This is a genomic window from Egicoccus sp. AB-alg2, assembly GCF_041821065.1.
Classification (GTDB): domain Bacteria; phylum Actinomycetota; class Nitriliruptoria; order Nitriliruptorales; family Nitriliruptoraceae; genus Egicoccus.
The window spans coordinates 370,182-391,329 of sequence record NZ_JBGUAX010000004.1 but is presented as its reverse complement, the minus strand read 5'-3'; the positions used below and the strand labels follow the sequence as shown (position 1 = coordinate 391,329).

The following is a 21,148-nucleotide window of genomic DNA, read 5'->3' as shown; positions in this document are numbered from 1 at the left end:
CGCGGTCGCACAGCCGGCGTGGTCCTCGGGCACCTCGACGACCCGGCCGCAGTCCTCGCAGACCAGGCCACTCCAGCACGCCGGGTCACCCATGCGGCTCCCCTCCTCGGACGTCGATCTCCAGCCTACGTCCCGCGTGCGGCGGGCCGCCGCCGCACGACGGTCGGCCGGAGGTCGCCCGCGACGAGCACGATCACACGTCGCGCGCGCGCATGAGGACCGCAGCGACGACCGTGAAGACGACCACGTAGCCGAGGAAGGCGGCCAGGGCCACACCCGGCTCGAGGAACTGCGCGTTCGGGGGCATCTGGGCCCGCGTCTCGGCGGTCAGGAACACGGAGTTGAGCGCCTGGAAGGGCAGCCACTGCCCGGCGCTGGGTCGCAGCCCGAACACCAGCTGCTCGACCACGAAGATCCAGATCAGCGACACCGTGATCGCGATCACCTGGCTGCGGATCAGCGCCCCGACCGCGACGCCGAGGACGGACGTCAGCGCGAGCCCGGCGAACGCCTGCCACAGTGCGGTCCCGACCGGTGCCCCCCAGTGCAACGGGGCATCGCCGGCGATCGACATCGCGAACAGGATCACCGTGACGATCACCAGGCTGGTGAGCACGAACGCGAGGCTGTAGACGATCCCCGCGGCAAGCTTGGCACCCAGTACCCGCATGCGCGAGGGCACCAGCTGGAGGGTCCGCCCGATGGTGCCGTGACGGAACTCGGTGGTGACGACGAGGATGCCGACGATCATGACGATGATCGAGTTGGCGCCGATCGCGTCGATGGTGCTGGCGACCTGCTCGGCCGACCCGGTGAACGGCGAGCCCATGGCCGGGATCAGGTACGGGAGCAGGGCGCTGAGCACGACCAACCCCCACCCGATGGCGGTCAGGACCCAGGTCGTGGCGACCGTCCGCAGCTTGCGGGTCTCGGAGGCGAGCAGGTGGACGGCGCTGATGGCGGCGCTCATGCGATCTCTCCTCCGGCCGTGAGTTCCATGAAGACGTCCTCGAGTTCGGCCGTGATCGGCCGCAACTCACGCAGGGCGATGCCGGCCGCCAGGGCGGCGTCGCCGACCTGCACCGCGTCGAGGTTGCGCACGGTCAGGCCCGTTGCGCCGCCGACGACCTCGGCACCCTGGGCGGTCAGGACCTCCTGCAGCCGCCGGTCGTCGCGGCTGGTGACCGCGACGGCCGCACCGCCGGAGACCGCCGTCAGCTCGGCGACCGATGCCTCGGTCACGATCCGGCCCTGGCGGATCACGATGACGTCGTCGGCCAGGCGAGCCACCTCGTTGATGAGGTGCGAGGACACCAGCACCGAGCGGCCCTCGTCGGCCAGCTGGCGCAGGAACTGGCGCACCCAGAGGATGCCCTGCGGGTCCAGGCCGTTGGCGGGCTCGTCGAGGAGCAGCACCTGCGGATCGCCCAGCATCGCCAGCGCGATCCCGAGCCGTTGCCGCATCCCCAGGCTGAACGCCCCGACCTTCTTGTGGGCGGCCTGTTCGAGCCCGACCAGGTGCAGGACCTCCTCGCAGCGGTCGAACGGGATCCCGACGGCGCGGGCGTTGACCCGCAGCTCCTCGATGGCGCGCCGACCGGGGTGGTGACCGACACCATCGACGATGGAGCCGACGGTGTGGACCGGGTCCGCGAGCTTCGCGAACGGCCGACCGAGGATGTGCGCCTCGCCGGACGAGGGCGCGGTGAGCCCGATGATCATCCGCATCGTGGTGGACTTGCCGGCGCCGTTGGGGCCGAGGAAGCCGACCACGCCTCCCGCGGGCACGTCGAAGCTGATCCGGTCGACCACGGTCTGCCCGCCGTACGTCTTGCTCAAGCCGCGCACGGCGATCGCCGGGGTCGCGGTGCCGGGCGGCCCGGGCGGCGGCGAGGCCGGGCGTGGGGCGCTGGGCGGTGCGGTCATCGATCGGCTCCGTCGGTCGGGCGGACGCTGCGGAAGGGGTGGTCGATCGGGTCGAAGGCGTCCGCCGGCAGCAGCAGCGGTCCGTCGTCGTCGTAGCCGTAGGCGGCCCCGGACGCGTCGAAGGTGCAGGGTCGGATCGTCACGGCGCCCAGACGCGGGTGTCGGCAGTCGATCCGGGCCGGGAGCTCGCCCACGTCGGCCGTGAAGCCGCGACCGACCAGTGCGCGCACGACGCTGTCGAGGCCGCTGTGGTCGACCACGAGTTCCGGCGCCGGCCGGCCGGGCCGGTCGAGGACCCAGGCCGCCGTGCCGCGGTCGGTCAACAGCGCCAGGAGCGCGCGCAGATCGTCGGGAGACATGCCCTCGGGGCGGTCGCGGACGCGTCGAACCTGGTCGACACAGTGCCCCGCGCCGAGCCTAGGCGATCGCCGCCGTCCGCCATGCCGTTCGGTATCGGCGCGTCAGTCTTCGCGGCGCCGACGCCGCCGGATCTCCAGCAGCCGGCCGGCCGCCCCGACGAGTGGCACGAGGATGGCGCCGGCGAGCATGGAGCCGCCGAGGTCCCAGCCGCGAACGAGCGCGGCGCCGGCGCCGACGAGGACACCGAACGGCACCAGCCACAGCGGAGCGCGCTGCGAGCGGCCCTCCTGCTCGAAGCGGCGCTGCGTGACGGTCGCGCCGGTCGCGCCCAGCGCGACGAGCAGCAGGCCGAGCACGAGCCCGAGGGTCCCGTCGAGTTCCACCGCCACCGTCCACGTCGTCGTCGGGCACACGCGCCCGGACCGGCCGAGCGGCGGGAGTCTACGACCGGCGGCGGCAGGCTCCGTGCCGGGCCGGCGGGACCTCGCGGTCGGCGGCGTCCCCCGCCCGGCCCCGCGTTGCGTGGCGGACCAGCGGCGTGCGAGCATGCGCGCCGTGAACGCTCACCTGCGCATCGCGCTCCTGCTGCTGGTGGCCCTGCTCGCGGTCGCCTGCGGTGGCAGCGGCGACCCCGACCTGCACATCGGCGACGCCCAGGCGGCCCCGCCGGCCGCCGGGTCGTCGCAGGTCGTCGTGTCCGTGCGCAACGACGGCAGCGGCGACGACGTGCTGCTGGGCGCCGACACGCCGGCCGCCGCCGGCGTCGAGGTCCACCTCACCGAGGTGGCCGACGGCCGGGCGACGATGACCCAGCAGCAGACCGTCGACATCCCCGCCGGCGAGACCGTGCAGTTCCGGCCGGGCGGCTTGCACCTGATGCTCGTCGTGCCGGACGCGACCGTCTCCGAGGGCGGTACCTTCGATCTCACGCTCCACTTCGAGCGGTCCGGCGACCGGACGATCCCGGTCGAGGTGGTGCCGCTGCTCGACCTCGCCGAGGACGCGTTCGACGACGCCGGCGACGAGGCGGGCACCGACGGCTGACCCGCCGCCACACGACGACGGTCAGGAATCCACGCGGTCATGACCCTGCGACGCCTGCTGCTCCCCCTCCTCGCCCTGGCCGTGTTCGTCACCGCCTGCGAGCCGACCACCGCGACCGCCATCTCCGCCCAGGGCCTGCAGCGCCAGCCCGACGGGTGGCGCGGCGTGCCGCTGGAGGTCGAGCGCGAGATGCCGGACGTGACCCTGCTGGACACGTCCGGCGACGAGGTGGACCTGCGCGAGGCCACCGAGGGCACCCCCACGCTGCTGTTCTTCGGCTACACGAGCTGTCCCGACATCTGTCCGATCCACCTGGCGGTGCTGTCGGCCGCCATGCGCGAGGTCGGCGTCACCACCGAACAGGTCCAGGTCCTGTTCGTCTCCGTCGATCCGGAGCGCGACACCCCCGAACGCATCGACGACTACCTCGCCAACTTCGACACGCGGTTCGTCGGCCTGCACGGCGACCTCGAGGTGGTCGAGGACGCGCTGCGGCAGCTCGACCTGCCCGGCCCGGTGGTGGAGGGCCCCGACCCGCGTGGCGAGGGCGACCTCATCGGGCACCCGGCGCAGATGATCGGCTTCGACGCCGACGGCCAGGCGCAGCGCGTGTGGCCGTTCGGCGCGCGGCGCTCGGACTGGGTGTTCGACCTGCCCGGCATCGTCGAGGAGTGGTCGCGGGAGACCGACGCATGAACAACGTCGCGTGGTGGTGCTCCTCGACCGGACAGGTCTGGACCTGGCGCTACACCCCGTTCATCGGCGTGTGGGTCGTGGCGGCGGCGTTCGTCGGCAGCTACGTGCTGGCCCACCGTCGGGCCGGCCAGCCGCTGGACCCGGCGCGCTTGCGCAAGTGGTGCCTCGGCGTCCTGGCGTTGGTCGTGGTCTCCGAGTGGCCGATCGGGCAGCTCGGCGTGGGCTACCTCGCAACGCTCGGCATCGCCCGCTACATCGTGTACTCGTTCGTCGCCGCGCCGCTGCTGCTGGCCGGGCTGCCGACCTGGCTGCTGGACCGCTGGCTGCCGTGGGGGACGCGGCGGCAACGGGCCGTGTCGGCCATCACCCGTTGGCCGGTGGCGCTGATCGTCTTCAACGTCGTGCTGTTCGGCACCCACATCCCGGTGGTCGTCGACACGCTCAAGACCAGCCAGCTCGGCTCGTTCTCCATCGACGTGATGCATCTGGGCGCGGCCCTGATCTGGTGGTGGCCGGCGCTGCGTCGCGAGCCGGAACGCAACGCCATCCACGAGCCGATCCGGGCCTTCTACCTGTTCGCCAGCTCGGTGCTGATGTTCGTGCCCGCCGCCTTCCTGACCTTCAACCCGCTGCCGCTGTACGGCCTGTACGAGCTCGCGCCCCCGCTGTGGCTCGGGTTCGACGCCATCCAGGACCAACAGGCGGCGGGGATCGTGATGAACGTGGTGGGCGGGTTCGTGCTGTGGGGCATCATCGCCACGCTGTTCATGCGGTGGGCCAAGGAGCAGGAGCACGCCGACGACCTCGCCCGCCGCGAACGCTCGCGGCGCACGCTGGAGGCCATGCGCGCGGTCGAGTCCGAGAAGGACGCCGGCCCCGTCGCGCCATGACCTGCGCGGGGCCGGTCGCGGCTCAGCCGGCCGGTTCCCGGCGGCAGGTGGCGAGGAACAGCGGATAGTCCCGGTCGTTCTTGCGGACCTGGTGGCAGATCGTGACCGTCACGGGGCCGAAGCCGACGGCCCGCAGCCACTCGCTCAGCTCGCCGGTGTCGAAGCCGTGATGGCCCTCGAAGCCGGTGCCGTGGAAGGAGCCGTCCTCGGCGACCAGGTCGGCGACGGCGAGCCAGCCGTGCGGCTCGAGCAGCTGCGCGAACCGCGCCAGGACGGTGCGAACGTCGGGCACGTGGTGCAGGGTCAGCATCGTGACGACGAGGTCGAACCGCTCACCCGCCGGGGCGGCGTCCCGGGCGAGGTCGAGGTCGAGCACCTGCGCGTCGGGCAGCGCCCCACTGGCGACCTTGGCCTCGGCGACGGCGCGCATGCCGGCAGACGGATCCGCGAGGACGAGCGCACCGACGTCGTCGACGAGCCGTTCGGACAGCAGGCCCGTGCCGGCGCCGTAGTCCAGTAGCCGCATGGTCGGCGTCAACGGCACGGCGTCACGGATGGCGTCGGCCACGACCCGGGCCCGTTCGACCTTGGCCGGGTCGTCGTCCCACGTCGCCGCCCGCGCATCGAAGTCGTGCGCCTCGCAGTCGGGTGCGTCGAGGTCGTGCGCGTCGTGGTGGTGCGCCCGGGAGTCGTCGGTGTGGACGCCGTGCTCACTCATGAAGGCCCCGATCGTTCGTGCCGCCGGCCGCGCGCCCCGACGCTTCATCCTCGCCGCTCGTAGAGGCCCCTGACGTAGCCGGCCTGTCCGAGGTGCTGCATGACGTCGCCGATGACGCTGACCAGGCGCACGCCGGCGGTCACGGGCGGGTCCCACGCGTCGTCGACGACCCGCCCGAGCTCCTGGTCGTCGACGGTGGCCAGGTACTCGTCGACCATGGCGGTGACCGCGTCCTGGTAGCCGACCACCAGCGACGGATCCTCGACGCGGACCTGGCCGACCTCTTCGCTGCTCTGGCCGTAGCCGATGTCCTGGGGATCGAACGGGAGGTCGAAGCGCTCCATCCAGCCCTGGGCGGTCCAGACCTGTTCCCGGCCGGCGAGGGCGGCGACGTGGTCGTCCTGGACGCGGGCGGCGTGCCAGAGCAGCCAGGCGATGGGGTTCGCATCGCGATCGGGCCGGTAGTGCAGGAGTTCCGACCCGGCGCCGTCCGTGAGGGACCGGGTCAGCTCCGGGATGCGGTGGAAGGCGTCCGTGAGCAGTTCGCGCGTGTCCATGACGGCACCGTACGCCCTCGAACCGGCGACGTCCCGTGGTACCTCGGGGCACGCGGTGTGGCGAGCACCCCCAGGTCGGGTCAGGTGCCCCTATCGACACGAGGTACCGGGCGGTTTCACTTACCCAGACATCGTGGTCGACCATCGAGGGAGACCGGGCCTGCCCAGCAGGCCCCAAGACCGGTGGCGGGGGTCGCGTCGCACGCCGCGGCACACGCAGACCGTGACGTCTGCCCCTGACGTCACGCCTCCGAGGGCACCCCCGCCACCTCTCTCGCTCCGCGCGCGTCTCCGCTGCGTCGAGCCTGGAGTCGACCAGGCGGTTCGAGCCGCCGGGTCAGCCGATCGGGTCGCCCGGGATCGGCAGGCCGCGCCGCACGCGGTCCAGGGCCTCCTCCGGATCCATGCCGTCCGGCAGGCGGGACTTCACGACCCGGGCCGGGATCCCGACGGCGATCGAGAACGGCGGGATGTCGGCGTTGACCAGGCAGTGGCTCGCGATCACGGAGCCGTGCCCGACGTCGACGCCACGCAGGATCGTCGCCTTCTCCCCCACCCAGACGTCACCGCCGATGCGCACCGGCGACTTGACGATGCCCTGGTCCTTGATGGGCACGTCCAGCCGGTCGAAGCGGTGGTCGAAGTCGCAGACGTAGATCCAGTCGGCCAGGATCGAGGCGTCGCCGATCTCGATGTCGAGGTAGGTGTTCACGACGTTGTCGCGGCCCATGACGACCTTGGCGCCGAGCGTGAGCTGCCCCTCGTGGGCGCGCAGCTTGTTGTCGTCGCCGATCCAGCACCAGGGCCCGACGACCAGGCGGCCATGCCCCGGCCGGCCGCGGAACTCGACGCGACGGCCGGTGAACACGATGCCCTGGAACTCGACGTGGTTGCCGGTGGCGGCCGCGCGGGCGCGCTGCCACAGGAAACGCCGGTACAGGGTCAGGTACTGGCCGGTCAGCATGCGCCGCTCGACCGCGTGCCGGATCGCGCGGCGCCAGCCGAACCGCGGGTAGCGCAGCCGCAAGGGCGGCCGGCGGACGTGATCGGGCAGGGGGCGCTGGGCGAGCAGGTCCGCGGCCAGCAGGCTCGCGCGCCGCTGGCCCTCACGCGCCGTCTCCGCGCGGATCACGGCCTCCGTGTGCTCGCGCACCGCCTGCTGCGCGACTGCCTCGACGTCCTCGGGACGCGTCGGCAGCTCCGGGCCGAGGTGCGGCAGCGGCAGGTCGAGCTCGGCGACCAGGTCCTCGCCCCGGTCGTCGGGCTCGTCCGGCGTGTCGCCGGTGCCGACGGGCAGCGTCACTTCGTCGCGTGCAGGATGAGGTTGTAGAAGACGTCGCGGGGCACGAAACGCGCGAGCACCCGGTCGTCGAACCGGTGCAGGCGCGTGTAGGCGTGGAAGGCGCCGAACGCCCACCGCATGCCGAGGACCCCCGGCCGGATCGCGCCTTCGATGGTGCGCACGGCCCACCCGACCCAGTTGGCGGTCAGTTCCTCGGTGACGACTCGCGCCTCGCGGAAGCCGGCCAGCCGCGCCATCTTCTCCACGTCCGCGGGCCGGAAGGTGTGCAGGTCGACCTCGTGCTCCAGCCCGGCCAGGACCGCGTCCTCGACCGAACCGCCGGCCTCGACGATGCCCGGCTTGCGGTACTGCGTCAGCCCGGGAAGGGCGGTCACGGCTCGGAACGCCCGATAGGTGTTGCGCTTCACCACCCACGACAGCTTGTCGCCGAGCTCGGTCGGCTCGCCGGCGATCACCAGCGTGCCGCCGGGCTTGAGCACCCGGTACATCTCGCGGATCGCGGCGCCGGGTACGGGCAGGTGGTGGATGAAGGCGTGGCCGATGACGAGGTCGAAGCTGTCGTCCTCGTAGGGCAGCGCCTCGGCGTCGCCCTGGCGGGTCGCGATCGTCAGCCCGTGTTCCTCGCCGTTGCGGCGGCAGACCTCGAGCATCCCCTCGGAGATGTCGGTGGCCTCCAGGGCGGCGTCGCCGAGGCAGTCGCCCAGCGCGAGGTTGATCAGGAAGAAGCCGGTCCCGGCGCCGACCTCGAGCACGCGGTGGAACACCGCCCCCTCGGGGACGACCTTGCGGAAGCGGTCGCGGGCGTAGTCGATGCAGCGCTGGTCGTACGAGATGGAGAACTTCTCGTCGTACGTCCTGGCCTCCCAGTCGTGGTAGGCCTCCTGCTTCTGCTTGATGTCCATGGCCGTGGTGTCGGGCACGGCGTGCAGTTCGGCGGACATGCGGCCTCCTCCACGGCGACGCGTCGTGCGGGTGACGGTAGCGCCGCCTGTGCCGAGCGCCTTCACTGGGCGCACGGAGAGGAGGCCGCCCGTGAGCGAGGGTCGCCCGAGGGTCGCGCTGTTCGTGACGTGCCTGGCGGACACGCTGTTCCCCGACGTCGGCAAGGCCACCGTCGCGGTGCTGGAGCGGCTGGGCGTGACGGTCGAGTTCCCGGCCGCGCAGACCTGCTGTGGGCAGGCCCACGTCAACACCGGCTACCAGCGCGACGCGCTGCCGCTGGTGCGCAACTTCGTGGCCACCTTCGAGGCCTACGACGCGGTCGTGGCGCCGTCGGGCTCGTGCGTCGGCTCGATCCGGCACCAGCACGCGATGGTGGCCCGAACGGCCGGCGACGAGGACCTCGCACGCCGTGCCGAGGCGGTCGCCGCGAAGACGTTCGAGCTGTCGGAGTACCTCGTCGACCAGCTCGGCGTGACCGACGTCGGCGCCGCCTACCCGCACACGGTGACCTACCACCCCACCTGCCACTCGCTGCGGATGCTGCGGGTCGGGGACAAGCCGCTGCGGCTGTTGCGCGCCGTCCGCGGCCTGCGGCTGGTCGAGTTGCCCGAGGCCGACCAGTGCTGCGGTTTCGGTGGCACGTTCGCGGTGAGGAACGCCGACACGTCCACCGCGATGCTGGCCGACAAGATGGCCGCCGTGCTGGCGACGGACGCCGAGGTCTGCGTCGCCTCGGACAGCTCGTGCCTGATGCACATCGGCGGCGGGCTGTCGCGGTTGCGCAGTGGGATCCGCACCGTGCACCTGGCCGAGGTGCTGGCCGCGACCGACGTGATGGGCGCGGCCGCCGCCGAGGCGAGGGCCACACGATGACCGTGGGGCCGGACGGACGCAGGTTGCTGCCGGTGGTCGGTCACGCGCCTCCCGGGGTCGGCCACCTCCGGGGCGGGCGCACCTTCCCCGACGCCGCCCGCGACGCGCTGGCCGACACGCAGCTGCGCCGCAACCTCGGACACGCCACCGCGACCATCCGCACCAAGCGGGCCAGGGTCGTCGAGGAGGTCGACGACTGGGAGCAGCTGCGGGCCGCCGGGGAGGCCATCAAGACCGCCACGATGGCACGGCTGCCCGAGCTTCTGACCCAGCTCGAGGAGCGCGTCGTCGCGGCCGGCGGCGAGGTGCACTGGGCGCGTGACGCCAACGAGGCCAACGCGATCGTCACCCGGCTCGTACGCGACACCGGCCACGACGAGGTCGTCAAGGTCAAGTCGATGGCGACCCAGGAGATCGGGCTCAACGAGGCGCTCGCCGACGCCGGCATCGCGGCCTACGAGACCGACCTGGCGGAGCTGATCGTGCAGCTCGGCGACGACCTGCCGAGCCACATCCTCGTGCCGGCCATCCACCGCAACCGCGCCGAGATCCGCGAGCTGTTCGTCCGCACGCTGCCGGGCGCGGATCCCGAACTCACCGACGATCCGCGCGCGCTGGCGGCCGCGGCGCGCGCCCATCTGCGGGCGCGGTTCCTGGCCGCCGAGGTGGCCGTGTCGGGCGCGAACTTCGCGGTCGCGGAGACCGGCACGCTGTCCGTGGTCGAGTCCGAGGGCAACGGGCGCATGTGCCTGACCCTGCCCAGGACGCTGATCACGGTGATGGGCATCGAGAAGCTCGTGCCCACCTGGCGTGACCTCGAGGTGTTCCTGCAACTGTTGCCGCGCTCGTCGACCGGCGAGCGGATGAACCCCTACACCTCGCTGTGGACCGGGGTCACGCCCGGCGACGGGCCGCAGGCGTTCCACCTCGTGCTGCTCGACAACGGGCGCAGTGCCGTGCTGGCGGACGAGGCCGGCCGCGCCGCGCTGCACTGCATCCGCTGCTCGGCGTGCCTCAACGTCTGCCCGGTCTACGAGCGCACCGGCGGGCACGCCTACGGCAGCGTCTACCCGGGCCCGATCGGGGCGATCCTGTCCCCGCAGCTGACGGGCATCGAGGACAACGCGTCGCTGCCGTACGCGTCCAGCCTCTGCGGCGCCTGCTACGACGTCTGCCCGGTGAGGATCGACATCCCTTCGATCCTGGTGCACCTGCGCAAGGAGCACGTCGAGCAGCAGCGCACGACCCGCCGGGTGCCGTCGGCCGAGGCGATCGGCATGGCCGCCGCGGCCTGGACGATGTCCGACGCCGCACGCTGGGAGAAGGCCCAGACCGCGTCCCGAGCCGGTCGGCTGCTCGGACGGCGCCGTGACCGCGAGGCGGGACGGATCCGCTCGCTGCCGGGACCGCTGGCGGCGTGGACCGCCGCCCGCGACGCACCGCGACCCCCGGCCGAGACGTTCCGCGAATGGTGGCGGCGCACCCGCGGACCGGGAGACGGCCGATGAGCGCCCGTGACGTCGTGCTCGGGCGCGTACGCGCCGCCGTCGGCGACGCCCCGCAGGTCCCCGAGGTGCCGCGCGACTACCGGCAGCACGGCGACCTCGACGCGGACGCCACCGTGGCTCTGTTCCTCGAACGTGTCGACGACTATCGCGCCCGGGTGCACCGTTGCGACGCCGACGACCTGGCCGCGACCATCGCCGCCGCGCTGGGCGACGCCCGACGGATCGTGGTGCCCGAAGGGTTGGACGACGGCTGGCTGGTGCCGGTGTCCGGCGACGTCGAGGTGGTGGCCGACGCCGGCGCACTGACGCCGGCCGACCTCGACGGCTTCGACACGGTCGTCACGGCCGCGGCGGTCGGGATCGCGGAGACGGGCACGGTCGTGCTCGACGGACGGCCCGACCAGGGTCGTCGCGCGATCACGCTGGTGCCCGACCACCACGTCTGCGTCGTGCGGGCCGACCAGGTCGTACAGACGGTGCCGGAGGGGCTGGCACGCCTGGATCCCGTCCGGCCCCTGACGATGATCAGCGGCCCGTCTGCCACCTCGGACATCGAACTCGACCGGGTCGAGGGCGTCCACGGCCCCCGCGTCCTGGACGTCATCGTCGTCGACCACTGACCCAATGCCGGTCACCCCCGTCGCGCCGACCGGTCGGCGGAGTCAGCGGCCGGTGAACTTCGCCTTGCCGGGGCCGTTCTCGATGAACGAGGCGATGCCGGTGCGGGCGTCGTCGGTCCCGAACGCCTCCGCGAACAGCGACTGCTCGAGACGCAGGGCCTGGTCGATGGGGAGCTCGGTGCCGTCCTCGACGGCCTGCTTGATCAGGCGCAACGCGAACGGGCCGGCCGCATAGCGGGCCGCCGCCTCGACCGCACGGTCGTACACCTCGTCGGCCGGGTGGACCTCGTCGACCAGGCCGATCTGCTGCGCCTCCACCATGTCGACCATGCGGCCGGAGAACAGCAGCTCCTTGGCGCGGGACAACCCGACGAGCCGTGGGAGCCGCTGAGTGCCGCCGGCCCCCGGGATCAGGCCGAGCAGCACCTCCGGCTGACCCAGCTTGGCGTTGTCGGCCGCGAACCGGAAGTCGCACGCCAGCGCCACCTCGCAGCCGCCACCCAGGGCGTAGCCGTTGACCACCGCGATGGTGACCAGCGGCACCCGCGCCAGGGTGTCCATCGCCCGCTGCAGCACCGCCCCGCCGGCCTTCATGGCCTGGTAGTCGATCTCCGGGAACTGCTTGATGTCCGCCCCGGCCGCGAAGACCTTGGGCCCGCCCCAGACCACGACGGCGCCGACGTCCGGGTGGTCGGCGGCCTCCTGGGCGCACTCGCCGATCTCCAGCCACACCTGGTTGGAGATGGCGTTCATCGGCGGCCGGTCCAGTCGGATCGTGCCGACACGGCGCTCCGTGTCGACCTCGAGACGGACGAACTCTCCCACGTGTGCGTGCCTCCCGGTGGCGTCGGGCGCGAGCCTAGCCACGCCGCGCGGGCGGCCGGCCAGCGGGACGGTGGCGCGCCGATCGTTCCAATGGCATACTGGTCCAGTCAGTGGACCACTTTGACACCGACGTCAACTTCCACCCCGTCACGACGACCGCCCGGGAGGAGCACGAGGATGGCCGACGGCGCCGCCCCCGTCGCCGACAGCGCGCCGGCCCTGCGCCCGCTCGCCCGCGCGCCGCTCTACGAGGCGATCGCCGAACGGCTGCTCTCCCACGTCGTGCAGTCCGACCTGCGGGTCGGCGACCGCCTGCCCGGCGAGCGGGAGCTCGCCCGCCGCCTCGGCGTGTCGCGCACGACGGTGCGCCAGGCCATCGTCGCCCTGCAGACCCAGGGCATCGTCGAGGTGCGTCACGGCGGCGGGACGTTCCTGCGCGAGCTGGACCCCTCGTCGGGGCCGCTCGCGAAGGTCGTCGACCGCCGCAACCGCCTGCCGGCCGTGCTCGAGGCCCGCCGGGCGCTGGAGATCCCCATCGCCGCGCTGGCCGCCGAGCGCCGGACCCCGGACGACCTGCGGGCGATCGAGGACGGGCTCGCCCTGATGCGCCGGCAGGTCGAGGCCGGCGAGATCGGCCTGGAAGGCGATGGCGCCTTCCACGAGGCCGTGACGCGGGCGGCGCACAACCCGATCCTGGCCGACCTCATGGACCGGCTCCGCGAGTCGGTGGCGGAGACCCGCGGCGAGTCGTTGTCCCAGCAGGGACGCCCGCCGCGCTCGCTGGCCGACCACGAGGCGATCGCCGACGCCATCACCGCCGGGGACGCCGCCGCGGCCGCCGACGCGATGCGCGCCCACCTCGACCACGTCGCCGACCTGCGACTGTTCGAGATCTACCCCGAAGCCGGCACGGCCGAGGAGGAGGACGCACGATGAGCACCATGACCCGCCTCACCTCGCCGGGCCGGCTCCGGCGCGAGGACCTGCGTCCCCTGCCGGTCGCGACGGCAGCCACCACCGGCCGCCCCGACCCGCTGGGCTTCCCCGGCTACGCGGACAAGCTCGCCGACCTCGCGGACCGCGACGAGTCGGTGGCCGTGGGGCTGGCCACGCTCGGCGGCGAGGACGTCGTCGTCGCGCTCGGCGACTTCACGTTCCTGGGCGGCTCCATGGGGCAGGTGCACGGCGACCGCGTGGCGCAAGCGATGGCGGTCGCCCTCGAGCGGCGCCTGCCGTTCCTGGCCGTCACCGCCTCCGGTGGCGCGCGGATGCAGGAGGGCATGGTCTCGCTCGTGCAGATGGCGCGGGCGGCGGAGGGTGTCCGACGGCTGCGCGACGCCGGGCTGCCGGTGCTCGCCCACTTCACGCACCCCACCACGGGCGGCGTGCACGCCTCCTACGGCGCGCTCGCGGACGTCGTGGTCGCCGACGAGGGCGCGACCGTCGGTTTCGCGGGGCCCAGGGTCGTGGAGGCCTTCACCGGCGAGCCGGTCGGCGAGGACAGCCACACCGCCGAGGCGGCCCTGCGCGCCGGCCTGGTCGACCAGGTCGCCGTGGACGGCGACGCGCCGATCCTGCTGGCCGACTGGGTGCAGTTGCTGCACCCGGCCCGGCGCCACGGACCGCTGCCGGCCGCCGACCACGTCGAGGAGCCGGTCGTCGAGCACGACGCCTGGCAGGCCGTCCGCGCCGCACGCCGGCCCGACCGGCCGTCCGCACGCGACCTACTGGCCGAAGTCTTCGACGACCACCTCGAGGTGCGTGGTGACCGCGCCGGCGAGGACGACCCCGCCGTCGTCGCGGCCGTCGCCCGTCTGGGCCAGCGTCGCGTGATGGTCCTGGGCTTCGACCGCCGAGGTGTCGCCGACGCGCCCGGGCGCCGGCCCGGCCAGCCGACCGCCGCGGGCTTCCGCAAGCTGCGCCGCGCCGCGGAGCTGGCCCGCCGCTGGGACCTGCCGCTGGTCACCTTCGTCGACACGCCGGGCGCCGATCCGTCCCCCGATTCCGACCGGGCCGGGCTCGCCGCCGCCATCGCGGAGACGTTCGTCGCGGTCCTGTCCGTGCCCGCACCGACCGTCGCCGTCGTGACCGGCGAGGGCGGCTCCGGCGGCGCGCTCGCGATCGGCGCGTGCGACCGGCTGCTGATGCAGGACGACGCGGTCTTCGAGGTGATCGCCCCGGAGGGTGCCGCCTCGATCCTGCACCGCGACCCCACCCGGGCCGAGGAGGTCGCACCGCTGCTGAAGCCGACCGCGTCGGAGCTGCGGCGGCTGCGCATCTGCGACCGTGTCGTGCCGGGTCCGACCACGTTCGACGCCCACACCGCCGCGACCGCGCTGCGGGCGGAGCTTGCGGCCACGCTCGCCGACCTCGACGGGCAGCCGGACCGGCTCGCGCGTCGGCACCAGCGCTACGGCGCCTGAAGCCGGCTTGAAGGACGGCGGCGTCCCTTCCGCCCATCCGGACGGGGCCGACATGCGCGGCTGTCCGAACGTCCCGGCACGGACGGGGCGTCCGGTCCGTGGGTCTCGAACCCTGGTGTGACCGGCCTCCCCCGCGACGAAAGCCCGACCGTGACCTTCTCCCTGACCGTTCACGACCCGGTGAGCGGCCGGCTCGGCGTCGGCGCCGTGACCGCCGAACCGGCCGTCGGCAAGCTCGTGTCCCATGCCCGCCGGCGGGCCGGAGCGGTCGCGACACAGGCCGCCATCAACCCCTACCTGGGCCTGGACGGGCTCTCCCTGCTCGACGAGGGCCTGGGTGCCGAGGAGGTGCTGGAGCGACTCGTCGCCGGCGACCCGGGTCGTGACGCGCGGCAGGTCGGTGTCGTGGACGCGGTGGGCGGCGTCGCCGCCTGGACCGGGCCCGCCTGTCCCGACTGGTCGGGTCACCTGCTCGGCCGGGGCATGACGGTCCAGGGCAACCGACTCGTCGGTCCGGAGACGCTGGAGGCGACCCGGCAGGCCTACCTCGACGCGCCTGCGGACCTGGGCGTCGCCCGTCGCCTGCTGGCGGCCCTGCAGGCCGGCGAGGAGACCGGCGCCGACCGCGACGGTGCGCGGTCCGCGACGATCCTGGTCGTCGACACGGAGGACTACCCGCTGTGGGACGTGCGCATCGACGACGCCCGCGACCCGGTGAAGGAACTGGCGCGGCTGGTCGACGTCTTCGAGGAGGACCTGCTGCCCACGCTGAAGCGGCTGCCGACCCGCAACGACCAGATGGGCCCCATGACGCGGTCCCTGCTGGAGGCGGGCACGGCCAGTTGACCCGCGCTGCGAACCGACGCCGGCAGGCGCCCGGCCGCCGCCGGCTGCCGCCCGCACCGCACCTGCTCCTGCTGCTCCTTCTCGGCGCGCTGGTGCTGTCGTCCTGCGATCGCGGACCGGCGGAGGACCCGCCCGAGGCCGATCCGGCCGACACCACCATCGACGTCGACGAGCCGAGCGGTGACCAGGCCGACGTCGAGGGCGACGATCGCGACGTGACCGACGCTGTCGCCGGGAACGACGTCGTGGATTACGTGGCACTCGGGGACTCGCTCGCGACGGGCGCCGGCGCGGCCACGTCCTACGTCGAGGAGTTCGCCGAGGCGCTCGGCGACCGAACCGGCGCGGACGTGGCCGTGACGAATTTCGCCGTCGACGGCTGGACCAGCCAGGACCTCCTCGACTCCCTGCGCGACGACGACGGGGTGCGTGCGGCGGTCGCCGAAGCCGACCTCGTGACGCTCGACATCGGCGGCAACGACCTGCTGAGACAACTGCCGGTCTACTTCAGCGGCAACTGTGGCGGGGACGACGACCTGCAGTGCCTGCGCGACGCGGCGGACGAGTTCGCCCAGCGCTGGGACCACATCCTCGACGAGGTGGTGGACCTGCGCGGCGGCGACCCGACTGGCGTGCTGACCCTGGATCTGTACCAGCCGTTCCCCCACGACGGGCGCTTCGGTGACGACCTCGACCGGCTGCGCCCGTCGCTGGACGCGGTCAATGCGACGATCGCCGACGCCGCCGCCCAGCGCGACGTCCCGGTCGCGCAGGTGTTCACCGCCTTCCACGGACCCGACGGCCTGGACGAACCCGTCGACGCCGGCTTGATCTCCGTCGACGGCCTGCACCCGAGCAACGACGGGCACCGCCTGATCGCCGAGGAACTGCTGGCGCTGGACCCCGTCTGGGCGAACGCCGGCTGACGGCCGAGCGGGGGGCGGTCCGGACGTGCCAGCGCGCCTATCGTGTCGCCATGGACCACGACCAGTACCTCGACGTCATCGCCGTCGAGACCGCCCAGCTCGTGCGCGTCGCCGTGACGGCACCGGCCGCGGCCGAGGTGCCCTCGTGTCCCACCTGGCGGGCCGCCGACCTGTTGTGGCACGTCGCCGAGGTGCAGTACTTCTGGGCGCGCATCGCCGGCGGCGTCGAGGATCCCGACCACGTGCCCGACCTCGCACGGCCCGGCGACGCCGCGCTGCTGCCGCAGTTGCTCGAGGAGCAGACGCTGGCGCTGCTGCACGCGCTGCGACGCCGCGACCCCGACGAGTGGTGCTGGTCGTGGGCCGACGAGGGACAGTCCGTCGGCTGGGTCGCTCGCCGGCAGGCCCACGAGGCGCTGATCCACCGGGTGGACGCGGAACTCGTCGCCGGCGCGCAGGTCGCCGACGTCACCCCGGCCCTGGCAGCCGACGGCGTCGACGAACTCGTCCGCGTGTTCCTGGACGGTGTGCCGGACTGGGGCGCGTTCAGCGCCGACGGCCGCTCCGCCCGGCTGGTCGCCGACGACACGGGCGACGCCTGGTCGCTGCGCTTCGGGCGGTTCGCCGGCACCTCGCCGTACTCCGGCGTCGCCTACGACGAGGACACCGTGGCCGTGGTGGCCGACATCCCCGCCGCCGAGGTGACCGTGACCGGGCCGGCCTGGGACCTGGACCGGTGGCTGTGGGGCCGGGCCGACGCGGCGGCCCTGGCGATCGACGGCGACACGGCACTGGCGCAGCGACTCCGCGACATCGCCCAGATCGAGTGACCGCGACGGCCGGCGCGGCTCAGCGCAGGCCGGCGAGCACGTCGACGAGGTCCTCCAGGCTGGCCAGGTCGTGGCCCGGGACGAAGACGTCGACGTGTGGCAGCGCCGCCGCCATGCCGCGCTGCGTCGGCGCGTAGCGCGGGTCGCCCGCCAGCGGGTTGACCCAGACCAGCCGGTGCACGCTGCGTCGCAGCCGGGCCACGGTCGCTCCCAGGCGCGCCCCGTCGCCCCGCTCCAGCCCGTCCGAGCACAGCAGCACGACCGCCCCGCGCAGCAGCCCGCGCCGGCCCCACACGCGCACCAGCTGCTCGAGGCTGGCCGCGATGCGCGTGCCGCCGTCCCAGTCCACGACCCGGGCGGCGGCGTCGGCCAGCGCGGCGTCGGGATCGCGCACCGCGAGCGCGTCCGTGAGCCGCGTCAGCCGGGTCCCGAACGCGAACACCTCCACACGGCGTCGCGGACGGGCGGTGTCGGAGGCGGCCGCCACGGCGAAGCGCAGCAGCGGACGCGCGAACGCGGCCATCGACCCCGACACGTCCAGCACGACCACCAGCGGCCGGGGCCGCGGCCGCCGGGTCAGGCGGTCGAACTGCAGCACCTCGCCCTCGAAGCGCATCGCGCGGTCGAGCGTGCGCGCCAGGTCCAGGTCGCCACCGGGCCCCGGCATGCGCCGCCGGGTCCGGCGGGCCGGCGTCCGCAGCCGCAGGGCGTCCACCAGCCGGTCGACCTCGGCGCGCTCGTCCTGGTCGAGCCGGTCGAAGCGGCGATGACGCAGTCGCTCGTGGGCCATGGCGAGACCGCCGGCATGCACCTCGTCCCCGCCGCCGGGGTCGGCACCACCGGGCCGGTCGGAGCCGGCGTCGACGCCACCAGCCGGGGCCGGTACCGGCGCCGTCGGCGGCTCGGGCTGCCCGCCGGACAGCACCGCGGCGAAGACCCGGTCGTAGACGGGCAGATGGGCAGGCTCCGAGCACAGGCACACGCGGCCGGTCCAGTAGCGCGCGGCAACGTCCTTCGGATCGACCTCGGCCAGCGCCGCCGCGCAGGCGGTGACCTGGCCCGTACCGACGTTGACCCCCGCCCGGCGCAGGCCGGCGGCCAGCGCGGCGACGTGCGCGGCACCGTCGCCCGGCGCAGGCGCCTCGCCCCCACGGGGCGGCGGTGGCGACACCGGACCGGCCGGCACGGTCAGGCCTCGAGGACGCGGTCGAGGTGCGCGCGCACCGTGTCGAGGTCGTCGCGGTCCTTGACGACCACGCCCAGCGTGTCGGCGGCCACCTCGATGTCCAGGCGCCCGCCCAGGTCGGTCACCACCCGGGCCCAGTCCACCGTCTCCGCCACCCCGGGCGGCTTGTGCAGGTCGAGGGTCCGCAGCTGCGCGACGACGCCGGCGACGCGCTCGGCCAGTCCATCGGGGACCTCGGGCACCCGCACCCGCACGATCGCCGCCTCCCGCGCCTGGTCGGGGTGGTCGATCCAGTGGTACAGGCAGCGGCGGCGCAGCGCCTCCGACAGCTCGCGGGTCCGGTTGGAGGTCAGCACCACCGTCGGCGGCTGCTCGGCGCGGATCGTGCCGAGCTCCGGGATCGTCACCTGGAAGTCGCTGAGCAGCTCCAGCAGGAACGCCTCGAACTCGTCGTCGGCGCGGTCGATCTCGTCGACGAGCAGAACCGCCCGGTCCCCCAGCTCCAGCGCCTCCAGCAGCGGCCGTGGCAGCAGGAACCGGCGCGTGTACAGCTCGCTCTCGTGCTGGTCGGGCCGCTCCCCCGAGGCCTCCAGCGTGCGCAGGTGCAGCAGCTGGCGGGGATGGTCCCAGGCGTAGAGGGCCTGGGCGCGGTCGATGCCCTCGTAGCACTGCAGGCGCACCAGCCGCGCCCCCAACACGTCCGCCATCGCCTTGGCGGCCTCCGTCTTGCCGACACCGGCGTCGCCCTCGAGCAGCACCGGTCGCCCCAGCCGGTGGGCGAGGTGGAGGGCGGTGACCAGGCCGCGGTCCGCGAGGTACGCGCGCTGCGCCAGCGCGTCGGCCAGCGCGGCCGGCCCGTCGGGAAGTCCCACGTGACGCTCCCTCGTCGAGGAACGGGCAGTATCGTCGCCGCGGGCCCGAAACGCAGATCGAGCGGAGGGGACGCAGGTGACCACGTCCGACCCGGCGTGCGACGTCGCCCACGGGGCGGCGCCCGCCGCCGACCCGGCCGAGCGGGTGCTGGTCGCCGTCTACGCCAACGCCGTGTCGTCGTACCTGCTGCACTGGGGCCGCGAACTGGGGTTCCGGACCGTGTTGCTGGAACCGGATCCCGCGCGGGTCACGCGCGGCCACCGCGCCGGGGCCGACGCGGTCCTGCACCGCCCCGAGGGCGTCTCGCTCGCCGACGCCGACGTGGTGGTGACCGACCACCATCGCGACGACCTGGGCGGTGTCCTGGCACCGCTCGTGCGGGCGCGGCCACGGTGGATCGGCATCATGGGTTCGCCGCGCCACGAGGGGCCGCACCGGGCGGCGCTGCGCGAGCAGGCCGTCGACGAGGACCTGATCGCGACGGTGCGCCGCCCCATCGGCCTGGACATCGGGTCGAAGGCGCCGGCCGAGATCGCCCTGTCGACGCTCGCCGGCCTCCTGGCCGACCGCAACGGCCGCCGCGGCGGTTTCCACGACGGCGGCTCGCGGTGACCACGACCATCCCCGAGGGCGACGGGGGCCTCGAGGCTCGTCTGGCCCGCGAGCGCAACGTCTGGTTCGTCTCCCCGCGGCCCGACGGGTCGCCCCACCTGACCCCGATCTGGTTCGTCTGGGACGGTCGGGCCTTCTGGGTCTGCACCAGCTCCGACACGGCAAAGGCCCGCAACCTGCGCCGCGACCCTCGCGTCGCGCTCGCGCTGCAGGACGGCGATCGGCCCGTCGTCGCGGAGGGACGCGCGATCGTGCACGCGCGTCCCTACCCCGAAGCGGTGGTGCGGGCGTTCCGCGCGAAGTTCGACTGGGACATCACCGCGACCGACGACCCGGACGGGGACTTCGAGGTGCTCGTCGAGATCGTGCCCGCGCGGTGGTTACTGCGGGTGCCGTGAGCCTGGGCGTGGGCGTCAGGCGCCACCGCGCTGGGCGTCGAGGACGAGGCCGTCGAGCGCGATGCGGACCATGTCGTCGAAGGTGGTCTGCCGCTCGTCGGAGGTGGTCGCCTCGCCGCTGCGGATGTGGTCGCTGACCGTGAGGACCGTCAGCGCCCGGGCGCCGTTCTCCGCCGCCACGCCGTAGATGCCGGCGGCCTCCATCTCCACGGCGAGTACGCCCATCTTGTTCATCTGGTCGAAGTAGCCGGCGGCGGCGCGCGGGTCGTAGAACAGGTCACTGGAGTGCACGTTGCCGGCGTGGACCTCGATGCCACGCGCCTCCGCGGCCTCCGCCGCGGTGCGCAGCAGGCCGAAGTCGGCGGTCGCCGCGAAGTCCAGGCCGCCGTAGCGGGCGCGGTTGACGTTGGAGTCGGTGCACGCGCCGACCGCCAGGATCACGTCGCGCAGCGCGACGTGGTCCTGCACGGCGCCGCACGAGCCGACGCGTACGAGGCGCCGGACGCCGTACTCGACGATCAGTTCGGAGGAGTAGATCGACGCCGACGGGATGCCCATGCCGGTGCCCAGCACGGAGACGGGCATGCCCTGGTGGGTGCCGGTGTAGGCGAACGCGTTGCGGACGGCGTTGACCTGCTTGGCGTCCTCGAGGTGGGTCTCCGCGATGTGCTTCGCCCGCAGCGGGTCACCGGGGAGCAGGACCGCCTCGGCGAAGTCACCGGGTGCAGCGCTGATGTGGGGCGTGGGCGTGGGCACGTCGGTGCTCGCTTGCTCGACTCGTCAGTGGGCACG

At 73.8% G+C, this 21,148-nt stretch carries 25 protein-coding genes; 13 read left to right on the top strand and 12 right to left on the bottom strand.

Features of this window, described 5'->3' with window-relative positions:
- Positions 1-193 precede the first annotated feature (193 nt).
- The 4 genes from ACERM0_RS09385 to ACERM0_RS09370 all read right to left on the bottom strand — a co-directional run bounded on the left by ACERM0_RS09385 (position 194) and on the right by ACERM0_RS09370 (position 2,675).
- Positions 194-970 carry an ABC transporter permease gene (locus ACERM0_RS09385; RefSeq protein ID WP_373678315.1) on the bottom strand — a complete coding sequence of 259 codons (777 nt, stop codon included), beginning with the start codon at positions 968-970 and terminating at the stop codon, positions 194-196.
- Entirely contained in the window at positions 967-1,926 is a 960-nt protein-coding gene (locus ACERM0_RS09380) for an ABC transporter ATP-binding protein (RefSeq protein WP_373678314.1), read from the bottom strand. Before ACERM0_RS09380 ends, ACERM0_RS09385 begins: the two co-directional genes overlap by 4 nt.
- The gene (locus tag ACERM0_RS09375; protein WP_373678313.1) at positions 1,923-2,285 is read right to left on the bottom strand and encodes a hypothetical protein; all 363 of its coding nucleotides are present in this window, start codon (positions 2,283-2,285) and stop codon (positions 1,923-1,925) included. Before ACERM0_RS09375 ends, ACERM0_RS09380 begins: the two co-directional genes overlap by 4 nt.
- A 102-nt stretch (positions 2,286-2,387) precedes the next feature.
- On the bottom strand, positions 2,388-2,675 hold the full coding sequence (locus tag ACERM0_RS09370; protein ID WP_373678312.1) for a hypothetical protein: 288 nt from the start codon (positions 2,673-2,675) through the stop codon (positions 2,388-2,390).
- A 166-nt stretch (positions 2,676-2,841) separates the two neighbouring features.
- Between ACERM0_RS09370 and ACERM0_RS09365 the strand changes: the two genes are divergently transcribed.
- The 3 genes from ACERM0_RS09365 to ACERM0_RS09355 are packed head-to-tail and all read left to right on the top strand — an operon-like array spanning position 2,842 to position 4,916.
- Positions 2,842-3,330, top strand: a complete 489-nt coding sequence (locus ACERM0_RS09365; RefSeq protein WP_373678311.1) for a copper chaperone PCu(A)C — start codon at positions 2,842-2,844, stop codon at positions 3,328-3,330.
- 39 nt (positions 3,331-3,369) lie between these two features.
- Positions 3,370-4,026, top strand: a complete 657-nt coding sequence (locus ACERM0_RS09360; RefSeq protein WP_373678310.1) for an SCO family protein — start codon at positions 3,370-3,372, stop codon at positions 4,024-4,026.
- Positions 4,023-4,916: a cytochrome c oxidase assembly protein gene (locus ACERM0_RS09355; protein ID WP_373678309.1), complete on the top strand. Its 894-nt coding sequence runs from the start codon at positions 4,023-4,025 to the stop codon at positions 4,914-4,916. Before ACERM0_RS09360 ends, ACERM0_RS09355 begins: the two co-directional genes overlap by 4 nt.
- A 22-nt stretch (positions 4,917-4,938) precedes the next feature.
- Here the strand turns inward: ACERM0_RS09355 and ACERM0_RS09350 are convergent, their stop codons facing one another.
- From ACERM0_RS09350 to ACERM0_RS09335, 4 genes are all read right to left on the bottom strand, one after another.
- Positions 4,939-5,634, bottom strand: coding sequence for a class I SAM-dependent methyltransferase (locus tag ACERM0_RS09350; RefSeq protein ID WP_373678308.1), 696 nt, complete (start codon positions 5,632-5,634; stop codon positions 4,939-4,941).
- A gap of 44 nt (positions 5,635-5,678) precedes the next feature.
- Complete coding sequence (locus tag ACERM0_RS09345) at positions 5,679-6,191, bottom strand: DinB family protein (RefSeq protein WP_373678307.1); 513 nt, start codon at positions 6,189-6,191, stop codon at positions 5,679-5,681.
- Positions 6,192-6,528: 337 nt separating this feature from the next.
- The gene (locus ACERM0_RS09340) at positions 6,529-7,494 is read right to left on the bottom strand and encodes an acyltransferase (RefSeq protein ID WP_373678306.1); all 966 of its coding nucleotides are present in this window, start codon (positions 7,492-7,494) and stop codon (positions 6,529-6,531) included.
- Positions 7,491-8,435 (bottom strand): class I SAM-dependent methyltransferase, encoded by a 945-nt coding sequence (locus ACERM0_RS09335; RefSeq protein WP_373678305.1) that lies wholly within the window; start codon positions 8,433-8,435, stop codon positions 7,491-7,493. The genes ACERM0_RS09340 and ACERM0_RS09335 overlap by 4 nt, the downstream gene beginning before the upstream one ends.
- A gap of 91 nt (positions 8,436-8,526) precedes the next feature.
- On the opposite strand from ACERM0_RS09335, the gene ACERM0_RS09330 reads away from it, so the two are divergent.
- Genes ACERM0_RS09330 through ACERM0_RS09320 form a run of 3 tightly spaced genes read left to right on the top strand, consistent with a single transcriptional unit; the run spans position 8,527 to position 11,437 of the window.
- A complete protein-coding gene (locus ACERM0_RS09330) occupies positions 8,527-9,309 on the top strand; it encodes a (Fe-S)-binding protein (protein ID WP_373678304.1) in 783 nt (260 codons plus the stop codon).
- A complete protein-coding gene (locus ACERM0_RS09325) occupies positions 9,306-10,817 on the top strand; it encodes a LutB/LldF family L-lactate oxidation iron-sulfur protein (protein ID WP_373678303.1) in 1,512 nt (503 codons plus the stop codon). Before ACERM0_RS09330 ends, ACERM0_RS09325 begins: the two co-directional genes overlap by 4 nt.
- A complete protein-coding gene (locus ACERM0_RS09320; protein WP_373678302.1) occupies positions 10,814-11,437 on the top strand; it encodes a lactate utilization protein C in 624 nt (207 codons plus the stop codon). The genes ACERM0_RS09325 and ACERM0_RS09320 overlap by 4 nt, the downstream gene beginning before the upstream one ends.
- Before the next feature lie 42 nt (positions 11,438-11,479).
- Here the strand turns inward: ACERM0_RS09320 and ACERM0_RS09315 are convergent, their stop codons facing one another.
- The gene (locus tag ACERM0_RS09315; protein WP_373678301.1) at positions 11,480-12,262 is read right to left on the bottom strand and encodes an enoyl-CoA hydratase/isomerase family protein; all 783 of its coding nucleotides are present in this window, start codon (positions 12,260-12,262) and stop codon (positions 11,480-11,482) included.
- Positions 12,263-12,439: 177 nt separating this feature from the next.
- Here ACERM0_RS09315 and ACERM0_RS09310 point away from each other — a divergent pair, with 177 nt between their 5' ends.
- From ACERM0_RS09310 to ACERM0_RS09290, 5 genes are all read left to right on the top strand, one after another.
- On the top strand, positions 12,440-13,198 hold the full coding sequence (locus tag ACERM0_RS09310; RefSeq protein WP_373678300.1) for a FadR/GntR family transcriptional regulator: 759 nt from the start codon (positions 12,440-12,442) through the stop codon (positions 13,196-13,198).
- Positions 13,195-14,685 (top strand): carboxyl transferase domain-containing protein, encoded by a 1,491-nt coding sequence (locus ACERM0_RS09305; protein ID WP_373678299.1) that lies wholly within the window; start codon positions 13,195-13,197, stop codon positions 14,683-14,685. The genes ACERM0_RS09310 and ACERM0_RS09305 overlap by 4 nt, the downstream gene beginning before the upstream one ends.
- 150 nt (positions 14,686-14,835) lie before the next feature.
- Positions 14,836-15,531: a DUF1028 domain-containing protein gene (locus ACERM0_RS09300; RefSeq protein ID WP_373678298.1), complete on the top strand. Its 696-nt coding sequence runs from the start codon at positions 14,836-14,838 to the stop codon at positions 15,529-15,531.
- Positions 15,528-16,457, top strand: coding sequence for an SGNH/GDSL hydrolase family protein (locus tag ACERM0_RS09295; protein ID WP_373678297.1), 930 nt, complete (start codon positions 15,528-15,530; stop codon positions 16,455-16,457). The genes ACERM0_RS09300 and ACERM0_RS09295 overlap by 4 nt, the downstream gene beginning before the upstream one ends.
- Before the next feature lie 50 nt (positions 16,458-16,507).
- Positions 16,508-17,287 carry a maleylpyruvate isomerase N-terminal domain-containing protein gene (locus ACERM0_RS09290; protein WP_373678296.1) on the top strand — a complete coding sequence of 260 codons (780 nt, stop codon included), beginning with the start codon at positions 16,508-16,510 and terminating at the stop codon, positions 17,285-17,287.
- 19 nt (positions 17,288-17,306) lie between these two features.
- On the opposite strand, the gene ACERM0_RS09285 is transcribed toward ACERM0_RS09290, so the two are convergent.
- Together ACERM0_RS09285 and ACERM0_RS09280 are read right to left on the bottom strand one after the other, a co-directional pair.
- Entirely contained in the window at positions 17,307-18,473 is a 1,167-nt protein-coding gene (locus tag ACERM0_RS09285) for a VWA domain-containing protein (RefSeq protein WP_373678295.1), read from the bottom strand.
- A 2-nt stretch (positions 18,474-18,475) separates the two neighbouring features.
- Positions 18,476-19,345, bottom strand: coding sequence for an AAA family ATPase (locus tag ACERM0_RS09280; protein WP_373678294.1), 870 nt, complete (start codon positions 19,343-19,345; stop codon positions 18,476-18,478).
- Positions 19,346-19,421: 76 nt separating this feature from the next.
- Between ACERM0_RS09280 and ACERM0_RS09275 the strand changes: the two genes are divergently transcribed.
- Both ACERM0_RS09275 and ACERM0_RS09270 read left to right on the top strand, forming a co-directional pair.
- Positions 19,422-19,958, top strand: a complete 537-nt coding sequence (locus ACERM0_RS09275) for an XdhC family protein (RefSeq protein WP_373678293.1) — start codon at positions 19,422-19,424, stop codon at positions 19,956-19,958.
- Positions 19,955-20,356, top strand: coding sequence for a TIGR03618 family F420-dependent PPOX class oxidoreductase (locus ACERM0_RS09270; protein WP_373678292.1), 402 nt, complete (start codon positions 19,955-19,957; stop codon positions 20,354-20,356). Before ACERM0_RS09275 ends, ACERM0_RS09270 begins: the two co-directional genes overlap by 4 nt.
- Positions 20,357-20,371: 15 nt before the next feature.
- On the opposite strand, the gene deoD is transcribed toward ACERM0_RS09270, so the two are convergent.
- Positions 20,372-21,112 (bottom strand): purine-nucleoside phosphorylase, encoded by a 741-nt coding sequence (gene deoD, locus ACERM0_RS09265; RefSeq protein ID WP_373678291.1) that lies wholly within the window; start codon positions 21,110-21,112, stop codon positions 20,372-20,374.
- Positions 21,113-21,148 lie beyond the last annotated feature (36 nt).